This is a genomic window from Candidatus Pelagibacter sp. HIMB1715, from assembly GCF_052047595.1.
In the GTDB taxonomy this organism is placed as follows: Bacteria; Pseudomonadota; Alphaproteobacteria; order Pelagibacterales; family Pelagibacteraceae; genus Pelagibacter.
The window spans coordinates 1-11,156 of sequence record NZ_JBNAJY010000009.1 but is presented as its reverse complement, the minus strand read 5'-3'; the positions used below and the strand labels follow the sequence as shown (position 1 = coordinate 11,156).

At 28.9% G+C, this 11,156-nt stretch carries 15 protein-coding genes and 1 pseudogene; 5 read left to right on the top strand and 11 right to left on the bottom strand.

All coding sequences use genetic code 11. The annotated features are described in order from the left end of the window. Positions 1 to 249, bottom strand: a pseudogene (locus ACTTAY_RS03345) (ubiquinone biosynthesis protein UbiB); the annotation flags it as partial. Positions 250 to 308: 59 nt separating this feature from the next. On the opposite strand from ACTTAY_RS03345, the gene ACTTAY_RS03340 reads away from it, so the two are divergent. Continuing rightward, on the top strand, positions 309 to 2,393 hold the full coding sequence (locus ACTTAY_RS03340; protein WP_440672362.1) for a DNA translocase FtsK: 2,085 nt from the start codon (positions 309 to 311) through the stop codon (positions 2,391 to 2,393). Beyond that, positions 2,393 to 2,938, top strand: a complete 546-nt coding sequence (locus ACTTAY_RS03335) for an outer-membrane lipoprotein carrier protein LolA (protein ID WP_440672361.1) — start codon at positions 2,393 to 2,395, stop codon at positions 2,936 to 2,938. The genes ACTTAY_RS03340 and ACTTAY_RS03335 overlap by 1 nt, the downstream gene beginning before the upstream one ends. On the opposite strand, the gene ACTTAY_RS03330 is transcribed toward ACTTAY_RS03335, so the two are convergent. The 7 genes from ACTTAY_RS03330 to hisB are packed head-to-tail and all read right to left on the bottom strand — an operon-like array spanning position 2,935 to position 6,766. Then, the gene (locus ACTTAY_RS03330) at positions 2,935 to 3,438 is read right to left on the bottom strand and encodes a GNAT family N-acetyltransferase (protein WP_440672360.1); all 504 of its coding nucleotides are present in this window, start codon (positions 3,436 to 3,438) and stop codon (positions 2,935 to 2,937) included. The genes ACTTAY_RS03335 and ACTTAY_RS03330 overlap by 4 nt on opposite strands. Further along, positions 3,435 to 3,800: a histidine triad nucleotide-binding protein gene (locus tag ACTTAY_RS03325; protein WP_440672359.1), complete on the bottom strand. Its 366-nt coding sequence runs from the start codon at positions 3,798 to 3,800 to the stop codon at positions 3,435 to 3,437. Before ACTTAY_RS03325 ends, ACTTAY_RS03330 begins: the two co-directional genes overlap by 4 nt. After that, positions 3,797 to 4,069, bottom strand: coding sequence for a phosphoribosyl-ATP diphosphatase (gene hisE / locus ACTTAY_RS03320; RefSeq protein WP_440672358.1), 273 nt, complete (start codon positions 4,067 to 4,069; stop codon positions 3,797 to 3,799). Before hisE ends, ACTTAY_RS03325 begins: the two co-directional genes overlap by 4 nt. Before the next feature lies 1 nt (position 4,070). Then, a complete protein-coding gene (hisF, locus tag ACTTAY_RS03315) occupies positions 4,071 to 4,826 on the bottom strand; it encodes an imidazole glycerol phosphate synthase subunit HisF (protein WP_440672357.1) in 756 nt (251 codons plus the stop codon). Continuing rightward, positions 4,819 to 5,544, bottom strand: coding sequence for a 1-(5-phosphoribosyl)-5-[(5-phosphoribosylamino)methylideneamino]imidazole-4-carboxamide isomerase (gene hisA, locus ACTTAY_RS03310; RefSeq protein WP_440672356.1), 726 nt, complete (start codon positions 5,542 to 5,544; stop codon positions 4,819 to 4,821). The genes hisF and hisA overlap by 8 nt, the downstream gene beginning before the upstream one ends. Then, a complete protein-coding gene (hisH, locus tag ACTTAY_RS03305; RefSeq protein ID WP_440672355.1) occupies positions 5,544 to 6,170 on the bottom strand; it encodes an imidazole glycerol phosphate synthase subunit HisH in 627 nt (208 codons plus the stop codon). The genes hisA and hisH overlap by 1 nt, the downstream gene beginning before the upstream one ends. A gap of 5 nt (positions 6,171 to 6,175) precedes the next feature. Then, positions 6,176 to 6,766, bottom strand: coding sequence for an imidazoleglycerol-phosphate dehydratase HisB (hisB, locus tag ACTTAY_RS03300; protein ID WP_440672354.1), 591 nt, complete (start codon positions 6,764 to 6,766; stop codon positions 6,176 to 6,178). Between the two features lie 89 nt (positions 6,767 to 6,855). Between hisB and hslV the strand changes: the two genes are divergently transcribed. Further along, complete coding sequence (hslV, locus tag ACTTAY_RS03295; protein WP_440672353.1) at positions 6,856 to 7,371, top strand: ATP-dependent protease subunit HslV; 516 nt, start codon at positions 6,856 to 6,858, stop codon at positions 7,369 to 7,371. Continuing rightward, positions 7,371 to 8,744, top strand: coding sequence for an ATP-dependent protease ATPase subunit HslU (gene hslU, locus ACTTAY_RS03290; protein ID WP_440672352.1), 1,374 nt, complete (start codon positions 7,371 to 7,373; stop codon positions 8,742 to 8,744). Before hslV ends, hslU begins: the two co-directional genes overlap by 1 nt. 4 nt (positions 8,745 to 8,748) lie before the next feature. Here hslU and ACTTAY_RS03285 read toward each other — a convergent pair whose 3' ends face one another. Genes ACTTAY_RS03285 through ACTTAY_RS03275 form a run of 3 tightly spaced genes read right to left on the bottom strand, consistent with a single transcriptional unit; the run spans position 8,749 to position 10,627 of the window. Continuing rightward, positions 8,749 to 9,567, bottom strand: coding sequence for a sulfotransferase domain-containing protein (locus ACTTAY_RS03285; RefSeq protein ID WP_440672351.1), 819 nt, complete (start codon positions 9,565 to 9,567; stop codon positions 8,749 to 8,751). Positions 9,568 to 9,607: 40 nt separating this feature from the next. Next, positions 9,608 to 10,030 carry a Smr/MutS family protein gene (locus ACTTAY_RS03280; RefSeq protein WP_440672350.1) on the bottom strand — a complete coding sequence of 141 codons (423 nt, stop codon included), beginning with the start codon at positions 10,028 to 10,030 and terminating at the stop codon, positions 9,608 to 9,610. Next, positions 10,031 to 10,627 (bottom strand): Tim44/TimA family putative adaptor protein, encoded by a 597-nt coding sequence (locus tag ACTTAY_RS03275; protein WP_440672349.1) that lies wholly within the window; start codon positions 10,625 to 10,627, stop codon positions 10,031 to 10,033. Positions 10,628 to 10,685: 58 nt separating this feature from the next. On the opposite strand from ACTTAY_RS03275, the gene ACTTAY_RS03270 reads away from it, so the two are divergent. Then, on the top strand, positions 10,686 to 11,108 hold the full coding sequence (locus tag ACTTAY_RS03270) for an FxsA family protein (protein WP_440672348.1): 423 nt from the start codon (positions 10,686 to 10,688) through the stop codon (positions 11,106 to 11,108). The last annotated feature ends 48 nt before the right edge of the window (positions 11,109 to 11,156 follow it).

Below are 11,156 nucleotides of genomic sequence, written 5' to 3'. Positions count from 1 at the left end.
TAATTTTATATTTTTCAAATTCTCTGAAAAAATTTCAATATTTTTTATTTCCCAAAGTATTTTTTTTATATTGGCTATATGATTGCAAAAATAATCAACGTTACTTTTTGAAATACTTATAGTTCTTGATTTATCCTGAACTTGTTTTTGTTTAGAATAAAAAATATCAACATAGATACCGATATTTACTAAAGCATTTGCCAAAGCTAAGCTTGATAAACCGGAACCAATTATACAAACTTTCATCATAATTTTAATTTTAACAACAAAAATTAGATGATACAAAGTGGTATAATTGATTTGTATAAATGGACATTAAAAAAACAGCTAATTTACTACTTAATTTTACGTTAAAGCGATTAGCAGAAATATCTGGCATTATAATTTTTTCTGCTGGCATTCTTTTATTTATTGCACTTTTTTCATATTCACCTGAAGATCCAAATTTTATTTTTCCTAGAGATACCGAAATTAAAAATTTATTAGGTTTCCAAGGAAGCTTTATTTCTGATCTTTTTTTTCAATCTTTTGGATTTATTGCTTATTTAATATCACTTACATACATAATTACTGGTGTAAATATATTTCGCCTAAAAGAATTTTTTTTAATAATTGAAAACACTTTTGTAGCAATATTATATACTTTTGTTGGAACACTTTTTTTAAGCTATTTCTATTCTGACGCTTTTACACTTTACATTAATGGGAATGGAGGTTTTGTTGGAAATTATTTTAATCAAACTTTTTTAAGTTCAATTATTATTATAAACGAAATTTTAGCTTATTATATTTTAATTATTCTAATAATTTTTTTATTTCTATTGAGTATCAATTTTCATCCTTTAAAATTTTATGAATGGGTGGTTAAAATAATTAATTTTTTTATTAAAAAAGAAGATAAATATTATACAGACAAAAGTGAGCTTATAAGTGAATATATTCCTCAAGAGGAAATCAAAAACTTAATACAAGAAGACTTACCATTTATCAAAGCAGAAAATAAATCAAATTCTAAAAATAAGTTTCAATTACCAAAAATAGAATTATTAAAAGTTCCAACTAAGAAAGAGAGAGAAAACACAAATAAAAATGAAACTACTGACCCTAAATTTTTAGAAAAAATTCTAATGGACTTTGGAGTTAAGGGCGAAATTCAAAAAGTAAGTAATGGTCCAGTTGTAACTCTCAATGAATTTGAGCCAGCTGCTGGCGTAAAAGTTTCTAAAATTATAAATTTATCAGATGATATTGCTAGAAATACTAGCTCTGAATCTGCTAGAATTTCAACTATACCAGGCAGCAATACTGTAGGAATTGAATTACCAAATAGTTCAAGAGAAAACGTTTATCTAAGTGAAATTCTAAATAACGCTGATTTTAAAAAGAAGGAAACTAAATTACCAATAGCTCTTGGTAAAAATATTTCTGGAAAACCTATTGTAGGAGATCTATCTTCTATGCCACATTTGCTGATTGCTGGTACTACAGGTTCAGGAAAATCTGTTTGCATTAATACAATTATTTTATCTCTTCTTTACCGTCACACACCTGAAAGGTGTAAGTTTATATTAATTGATCCTAAAATGCTTGAGCTTTCAACATATGAAGGCATACCACACTTACTTTGCCCTGTAATAACTGAAGCTAAAAAAGCTGCATCAGTCCTTGGTTGGGTAGTAAAAGAAATGGAAAGTAGATACAGGTTGATGACAAAAGAAGGGGTTAGAAATATTGATGGTTACAATGCCAAGCATAAACTTCCGATGCCTTACATCGTTGTGGTGGTAGATGAAATGTCCGATTTAATGTTAGTGGCAGGTAAAGAAATAGAAAACTATATTCAAAAATTATCTCAAATGGCTAGAGCAGCTGGAATACATATTATTATGGCTACGCAAAGACCTAGTGTTGATGTAATAACAGGTACAATTAAAGCTAATTTTCCAACAAGAATATCTTTTCAAGTAACTTCAAAAATAGATAGTAGAACAATTCTTGGTGAACAAGGAGCGGAACAGTTATTAGGAAAGGGAGACATGCTTTATATGTCATCTGCTAACCGAATAGTAAGAATTCATGCTCCATTTGTCTCAGATAATGAGATAGAGAAAATAAATAATTTTTTAAGATCACAAGCTGAACCAGACTATATTGATGAAATCTTGAATTTTGCAGACGAGAAAGAATTAGGATCAAATACAGATCAAGGAGATAAAGATGAATTATATCAACAAGCTGTTGAAATAATTAGATCTGAAGGAAAAGCTTCTACCTCGTTTTTACAAAGAAAACTTCAAATTGGGTACAATAGAGCTGCACGAATAATTGACATGATGGAAACTGATGGAATTGTTAGCAAAGCAAATCATGTAGGTAAAAGAGACGTTCTTTGATGTTGAGATTGTTTCTATTGGTTTGTCTAATTAGTTTATCTAGTGAAGTAAATGCAAATAATAAAAATCAAATAATCAATAAATTAAAAGATACTTTAAATTTAAATTTTGATTTTGAACAAAATATAGATGGAAAAATTGAGTTGGGAAACTGTACAATTCAATATCCAAAAAAAATGTTTTGTTCATATGATCAAAAAAACAAAGTTATAGTTTCAAATGGAAAATCTTTAGTTATAAAATCTACTTCGAGCTATTATAGATATCCGTTGGATAAAACACCATTAAATTTTATTTTAGATAAAAATTTCTTATTAAAAAAAATATCCAAATTAAATGAAGAAATTATTAATAATTCTCTAGTCAAGTTTACAATAAATGAAAATAATCAATCAATAGAGATTTTTTTTGATATAAATAATTATAATTTAATTGGCTGGCAAACTAAGGATATTTATCAAAATATTGCTGTCACACTTCTTTATTCGGTTAAATCAAATCAAATTGTTGATGAAAAAATATTTAAAGCCCCCCTTCAAAATTAAATTTTAACAATTTCTGATTTAAATATTTTCATTCCTCTAGCTAAATAATTATTAAGTGCATTTTTATGATCCAAAGAACACGTATGAAGCCAAACTCTCTCTACATTTTGTTGAAATGATTTTTTAATAGCAACCGATAATAAAAATGAGCCTAATTTTTTATTTTGGTATTCCTTTAATATTCCAAAATATGCTATTTCCACTTCTTGCTTCTCAGAATGAATAATTAATTCAAAAAAACCAACTAAATCTTTTTTATTTTTTAATACAAATGTTTTAACATTGCTGTTGGATACGTATTTGATCCACTGCTCTTCGGTCCATATTAATCTATCAATCCATTTATGTTTTTTACCTATATTTTTATAAAAAAATTTATTTAACTGAAAATCAGTAGGTTCAATCAAGTTAACCTGATAATCTTCCGAAGGTGGTTCACCATCTTTTAAATCATGCAATGAGTTTATTTCTAGATAGTTTCTTTTAACTTCTTCTGTCACTCGACCATTTTTCCAACACGTTCACCACCAAATAAATGAAAATGCAAATGAAGGACCTCTTGACCACCATGTTCACTAATATTAGCCAGTGCCCTATAACCTTGGCCTACTTCTGTTGATATACCTAGCTTTTTTGCAACTATATTAATACCTTTCAAAAGACCCACCATCTCCTCTGGAGATGCATTCACACTAAAATCATCAAGATCTATATATTTTCCCTTAGGGATTACTAAAGCATGAACTTTCTTTTGTGGGTTGATATCATGAAATGATAAAACATAATCATCTTCGTAAATTTTATTACAGGGTATCTCTCCACGTAAAATTTTAGCAAAAATATTATTGTCATTGTAGCTCATTTTTTCCTTTTTTCTAATTCTTCCATTACTTCTTCAATTTTTACATCATTAGCTTCTAAGTACATTAATAAATGATAAAATACGTCAGCTGCTTCATGAATTTTATTTGTATTTTCCTCAATAGCTTCAATTAATTCATCAATTTCTTCTAAGACCTTTGCTTTACTAAGAGATTTATCTGTAAGCAATTTGTTTGTATAAGAACCTTCAACTGGATTAATTTTTCTTTCTCTTGCAAGTTTAATTAAATTTTCTAATGTATTAAGCATATTAAATTCTAACAGGTATTCCTTTTGAATCCAGATATTCCTTCGCTTCTTTTACAGAGTGTTTGCCATAATGAAATATTGATGCTGCTAAAACTGCACTAGCATTTCCCAATTTAATTCCATCAACTAAATGATCCAGATTCCCTACTCCCCCTGAGGCAATGACAGGAATATTTACCTTGGATGAAATTTTAGACATAAGCTCAATATCATAACCTACTTGCGTGCCATCTCTATCCATAGATGTAACAAGCAACTCACCCGCTCCACTACTTTCCATTTTAAATGCAAATTCTATTGCATCAATTCCAGTATTATTTCTTCCACCATGTGTAAAAATTTCCCATTTATCTGAATTTTTTTTTGCATCAATAGCCACCACAATACATTGTGAACCAAATTTTTTTGAGCTTTCAACTACTACCTCAGAATTTTGAACTGCTGCAGTATTAATAGAAACTTTATCCGCTCCACAATTAAGTAATTTATTTATATCATCAACACTTCTAACACCTCCTCCAACTGTTAATGGAACAAAGCATTTCTTCGAGGTTTTTTCTACTACATCGTAAATAGTATCTCTGTTTTCATTTGACGCAGTAATATCTAAAAAGCAAATTTCATCTGCTCCACCGTCTGAATAAATTTTAGCTTGTTCGACTGGATCGCCTGCATCTTGTAGATCAACAAAGTTAATTCCTTTTACAACACGACCATTTTTAACATCTAAACATGGTATAATTCTATTTTTAAGCATCTAATTCTTTCACTAATTCTTCTAATTTAATATCACCATCATAGATAGCTTTTCCAACTATAATGCCTTCGATATTACTATTATTTAACTCCTTAGCTTTTTTAATATCTAAAATTGATGAAACTCCACCAGAAATAATCACTGGACAATTAGAAATATCTGCAACCTTTGCTGTCTCTTCAAGGTTGGGGCTTAACTTCATTCCATCTCTATTAATATCTGTATAAATCAATCTACTTGCACCATAATCGTTAACTTCTTTCAAATAATCTAAAGTCAATTGATTGGAATTTTCCTTCCAGCCTGAAACCGATAGATATCCATCTTTAGCATCTAAACCTAAGGCAATTTTGTCTGGAAATATTTTACAAGCTTCTTTTAAAAAATTTTTGTCTTTTATGGCAGCACTTCCTAAAATAACTTTTTCGACACCAGCATCAGTATATTTCTGAATACTTTCAAAATTTCTTACTCCACCCCCAATCTCAATTTTAAGATCAAATTTAGTAACTATATCTTGAATAATATCTAAATTAACTGTTTTGCCAGTTATAGCTCCATCTAAATCAACTATATGTAAATTTTTAAAACCATGATCTTTATATTTTCTAGCTTGTTCAACTGGAGACATTTCATATTCAGTTTTATTATCAAAGTCTCCTTTTACTAACCTCACACACTTTTTGTCTTTGATATCTATTGCTGGAAATATCTTCATTATAAATTTATAAAATTATCAATTATTTGGAGCCCAATTTTATCGCTTTTTTCAGGGTGAAACTGTGTTCCAAAAATATTTTCTTTTTCAACTGAACAAACGATATTTGAAGAATAATCTGTAGTTGCAGAAATTACATTTTTATCTTCTGGAATAAACTCATAACTGTGTACAAAGTACATGTGAGATTTATTATCAATACCTTTAAATATTTTACTATCTTTCTTTATATCAATTTCATTCCATCCAATGTGAGGAAGTTTAAATTTTCCATTTTGATTATCTATTTTAGATACCTTACCAGATATCCAACCAAAGCCTTTGGTTTCTATTTCTTCATATCCCATGTCTGCAAACATTTGTAGTCCAACACAAATGCCAAGAAGAGGTTTTTTATTATTAGTTGCAAATTCATTCAAAGTATCGGCTAAACCATTGATATTGTTCAATGCATCAACGCAACTTTTAAACGAACCTTGACCTGGCAAAACCACTTTATCAGAAGATTTAATCTTGTTTAAATCTGAGCTTACTTCGATATTTACTTTATTTTTAGAAACTTCGTTAAACGAGTTTACTACCGAGCTTATATTGCCTGAATTATAATCAACAATAGTGACATTCATTAAACTTATAATGAGCCTTTAGTTGATGGAATACTTTTTTTGCTTCTAGGATCCATCTCAAGTGCCTCTCTTAATGATCTTGCTAATGCTTTATAACAAGACTCAATAATGTGATGACTGTTATCACCATAAATATTTTCAACATGCATTGTAATACCTGCAGCCTGTGAAAATGCCTGGAACCATTCCTTAAACAATTCAGTGTCCATCTCACCAAGTTTCTCAACTTTTAATTTTACTTTCCAAATTAAATAAGGCCTGTTTGAAACATCTATTGCAACTCTAGTTAATGTTTCGTCCATAGGAATAACTCTGTGTGCATATCTTTTGATGCCTATAAATTTTTTTGCAGCTTTTTTTAAAGCTTCACCAATTGCAATTCCTGTATCTTCAGTTGTGTGGTGAAGATCAATATGAGTGTCGCCTTTTGCTTTTACTTTTAGATCAATTAGAGAATGCTTTGATAATTGCTCAAGCATGTGATCTAAAAAACCTATTCCAGTATCAATTTGGTATTTACCTTTACCATCAATGTTTAATTCAACATTAATACTGGTTTCTTTTGTTTTTCGAGAAATTTTTCCTTTTCTAGCCATATAATTTAAATTGTATACATACTTAAGCCAACTATATCAATATTAGTGTAAAGACTTGAAGTATCAAAAATAGTTACCATTTATTAGTCATGACAACAATAGTACTAGTTAGAAAAAATAATGAAGTTGTAGTTGCTGGTGACGGACAAGTAAGTATGGGAAATACTGTTGTTAAAAGCACAGCTTCAAAAGTTAGAAAAATTGAAAAAAGAGATGTAGTTGCTGGATTTGCAGGCTCAACCGCTGATGCATTAACTCTATTTGAAAGATTAGAAGGAAAATTAGAAAAACATGCTGGTAACTTATCAAGGTCTGCAGTTGAATTAGCAAAAGATTGGCGAACTGATAAATATTTAAGAAGATTAGAAGCATTAATGGCTGTAGGAGATAAAAATAATAGTTATATAATTTCTGGAACTGGAGATGTTCTGGAACCTGAAGGTGATGTAATAGGAATAGGTTCTGGTGGAAATTATGCTTTAGCAGCTGGAAAAGTTTTAATGGAAGGTAATTTGTCAGCAGAAGAAGTGGCTAAAAAAGCGATTAAAGTTGCAGCAGATATTTGTGTTTTTACAAATGAAAACGTTAAAATTGAAAAAATATAATGGATAACTCAAACGTAACACCTTTGCATCCAAAAGAAAAAACTCAAAAAGAGGAAGCTTCTTTAGTAAGTGCTCTCTCACCAAGAGAGATCGTTTCAGAATTAGATCGTTTTGTTGTTGGACAAAATAAGGCAAAAAAAGCTGTTGCTGTTGCATTGAGGAATAGATGGAGAAGACAGGCTTTAAAAGGTGAAATGAAAAATGAAGTTTTGCCAAAAAATATTTTAATGATTGGACCAACAGGTGTTGGAAAAACAGAAATTTCTAGAAGACTTTCAAAACTAGCAGAGGCTCCTTTCGTTAAAGTTGAAGCAACTAGATTTACAGAAGTTGGGTATGTTGGAAGAGATGTAGAACAGATTGTTAGAGACTTAATTGAAATTGCAATTGCAATGGAAAAAGTAAAAAAAAGAAAAGAAGTTTATGCGCAAGCTCAAAAGGCAGCAGAAGAGAAAGTACTAGACGCTTTAGTAGGGAAAAAAGCAAGCCTTGCAACAAGAGAAAGTTTTAGAAAAAGACTAAGAAATGGTGACTTAGATGAGAATGAAATAGAAATAGCTGTAAGCGATACAGGTTCTAACGGTGCATCTTTTGAAATCCCAGGGATGCCAGGTGCTAATGTTGGTATGATAAACATTGGAGAAATGATTGGTAAATCTATGGGAAACAAAGAAAAAAAGAAAAAGATATCCGTCAAGGAATCACATGAAATTTTAATTAATGATGAATCAGACAAACTAATTGAACAAGATAAAATTGTTAAAGCTGCAAAATTATCAACAGAAAATAATGGTATAGTATTTTTAGATGAAATAGACAAGATTTCTGCAAGAACTGATCGGGTTGGTGGTGATGTGTCTAGAGAAGGTGTACAAAGAGATTTGTTGCCTTTAATCGAAGGAACAACAGTCAATACTAAACATGGCCCAATTAAAACCGACCATATTTTATTTATTGCATCAGGTGCTTTCCAACTTGCAAAACCATCTGATCTGCTACCAGAGTTACAGGGAAGATTGCCGATAAGAGTTGAGCTAGAAGCTTTAACTAGCGAAGATTTTAAAAGAATTTTAAAAGAACCAGACTACAGTTTAATAAAACAATATGTGGCTCTATTAAAGACTGAAAATGTAGAGCTTGAATTTTCTGAAGATGGTATTGATACAATTGCAAATATTGCATCTGAAGTAAATGCAACAGTTGAAAATATTGGTGCAAGAAGATTACACACAATTATAGAAAAAATTTTAGATGATATAAGCTTTACAGCAACTGATAGAGCTGGAGAAAAAATTATAATAAATAAAGAATACATTAATACAAACCTTGATAATTTAGTGAAGGATACAGATTTATCAAAATTTATTTTATAGATAATTAGAGATAGCCAAGTTCTTTCATTTCATCTTTAAAGGTATTTTCAATATTTTTAATATATATTTCGTCTAAAGAATTTGACCAATCTCTTTTTCCTCCTTGATCAAAAAATTTTACTTTGTGTCCTTTTTTATTAGTTACAGCTTCTTTAAAAATATTTTTTTTTTCTAAAATTTGTAAATTAGAAAGTGTTGTACTATTTATAACATTTTTTAATTTTTTTTCATTTAACAAAAATTTAGATTGTCTTAGATGGTAGATAAATTTTAATATTTTTAAAAAAATTTCTGTTGGTTTTGAAATTAATTCTTCATATTTTATGAGTAAATACTTGTCAAAATCATTTAAAACTTTCCAGCTAGTGTAATTTTCAGCCCAATTGCCCATGATGTCATTTTTAAGTATTTTTCCGGTGGTTACAAATTTTACAATTTTATCAATTGGTACGTCAAGATGGCGAGCATATGAAAGCACAACATTTCTTGGATCTCTCACTATATAAATAGTTCCGAGTGTATGATCTAAATTTGTAAATGGATATTTTTTATTAAAATTAAATAACATATTATGAGTCTTAACAAAACCAACTGAATTTTTATTGTCAAAATATTTCTGACATTTAATTGCATTTTTGATTAGTTCATTTTTATCGTCTGTGTTAATTTTTAGATCTTCAAGTATTATATCGTTGGGATATTGTTTAACATTAGATAACAATTCAAAATTAAAAATACCATCGTTTGAAAATAAATACGAAGTGAGCATTGATCGTAGTAAAGTGTTACCGCTTTTGGGATAAGATGCTAACCAAATGATCATTATAAAAATCTATAATAACACAGAAACCAGTTAATTGAAATTATCTAATGTTAGATTTTTTTTTTAACAAAACATAAAATGCCCCACTTCCTCCATCTTCAATTTTGGCATCTTGTATTTCATTAATAACATTCATTAGGTTAGAGTTGTTATAAATAAATTCTGGAACTGAATATTTTAAAATACTTAAATCTTTTGAAACATAGGGATCTTTTTCAACATCTGAATGAATACCTTTTCCTGTAACAATAATTATTTTATTTATCTTATCTTCGAATGCTTTTAAGATGAATTTTTCAACAGTTTTATTTGCTTGTTCTAAAGTATATCCGTGTAAATCGATTGATCTTGACTTTTTTTCGTTGTTAATTTTACTTTTAAAATCTTTATTTGGAATTTTATCTTTACTAGAAATAAAATTTTCCCAATCTTTTTTATCTTTTTCTGAAATTTTGTCGTTCAATTAAGTTAAAATATTAACTAACTGCCAGTTAGGATTTGCTGATGTTGTATCCCTAGAAAAAACCCATGTATCATAAATTTTTTTAATTTTTTCAGGATCACCGGAAATGATCTTTTTTTCTTTATCTCTTATACAAGTTATAACTTCTGCTATAAAATCTACAGTGACGTTTAAAATATTGCCATTTTTTTTATGCTCTTTAATCTCAGCTTTATTAACTCCAATAAATGTAATTTCAGCAACATGGCCTCTCTTAGCTCTCTCTTTTAGTGCGTCATCAAACTGATGAAATATTTCTTTATCCAATAATGGTTTTGCACTTACAATTTTATTATCATTATCACTAAAGTCTGTAATAATTGTTTCATAAGCAATTCTTGCACCTTTTAAGAATTCTTTCTGAGCTTGGTCATCAAAATTTTCTTTTGGTTTAATAGATTGATCTACTTTTATGTTTTTTAAAACCTCTTTAAATTGCGCTGGAGACTTGCCTTCAAATCCTGACCTTTTGCCCAATATCCCTCTTAATCTTAAAAAAATGAAACCTGCGATCATTGCCAAAAGAATAATGTCTATGTACTCGAAACTATAATTCATGTTATTATTGTAATTACTCTATTGATTAATTTCAACCAGCAATTTAGATTAAGGACAAATGAGCCCATTATTTCTTGCAATTGTTTTTATTCCAGCTTTAGAAATTTATTTATTCATTAAAATAGGTTCTCAAATAGGGGCAATTACAACACTCTTATTAATTTTTACCACAGCTGTTTTGGGAATTTATTACGCAAAATATGAAGGACTTAACACATTGAGAGCAGGATTTAATCAATTAAGAAGAGATGAGGCCCCTACCTATGAGATGTTATCTGGAGCAACAATAGCATTTGCTGCACTTATTTTAATTTTACCTGGTTTCTTTACTGATTTATTGGGCTTTTTGTTAATTTTTCCATTAAGTAGACGGATTGTTTTAAATTCTGTTCTAAAAAAGTTTAGGAATTCAAAAAATGAAACTAATATTATAGATGGTGAATATAAAGATATAGATGAAAATAATGACAGAAAATTTTAAAATTTTAGCAAAATTTATTAAAGATATGTCTAGTGAAACAAAAGATAC

Coding starts and splice junctions, on each gene's coding strand:
- ACTTAY_RS03275 (WP_440672349.1), bottom strand. CDS start 10,627: ATGAATTATAGTTTCGAGTACATAGACATTATTCTTTTGGCAATGATC.
- hisF (WP_440672357.1), bottom strand. CDS start 4,826: ATGCTTAAAAATAGAATTATACCATGTTTAGATGTTAAAAATGGTCGT.
- hisA (WP_440672356.1), bottom strand. CDS start 5,544: ATGAAGATATTTCCAGCAATAGATATCAAAGACAAAAAGTGTGTGAGG.
- hslV (WP_440672353.1), top strand. CDS start 6,856: ATGACAACAATAGTACTAGTTAGAAAAAATAATGAAGTTGTAGTTGCT.
- hisE (WP_440672358.1), bottom strand. CDS start 4,069: ATGCTTAATACATTAGAAAATTTAATTAAACTTGCAAGAGAAAGAAAA.
- hslU (WP_440672352.1), top strand. CDS start 7,371: ATGGATAACTCAAACGTAACACCTTTGCATCCAAAAGAAAAAACTCAA.
- hisH (WP_440672355.1), bottom strand. CDS start 6,170: ATGAATGTCACTATTGTTGATTATAATTCAGGCAATATAAGCTCGGTA.
- ACTTAY_RS03285 (WP_440672351.1), bottom strand. CDS start 9,567: ATGATCATTTGGTTAGCATCTTATCCCAAAAGCGGTAACACTTTACTA.
- ACTTAY_RS03340 (WP_440672362.1), top strand. CDS start 309: ATGGACATTAAAAAAACAGCTAATTTACTACTTAATTTTACGTTAAAG.
- ACTTAY_RS03325 (WP_440672359.1), bottom strand. CDS start 3,800: ATGAGCTACAATGACAATAATATTTTTGCTAAAATTTTACGTGGAGAG.
- ACTTAY_RS03270 (WP_440672348.1), top strand. CDS start 10,686: ATGAGCCCATTATTTCTTGCAATTGTTTTTATTCCAGCTTTAGAAATT.
- ACTTAY_RS03335 (WP_440672361.1), top strand. CDS start 2,393: ATGTTGAGATTGTTTCTATTGGTTTGTCTAATTAGTTTATCTAGTGAA.
- hisB (WP_440672354.1), bottom strand. CDS start 6,766: ATGGCTAGAAAAGGAAAAATTTCTCGAAAAACAAAAGAAACCAGTATT.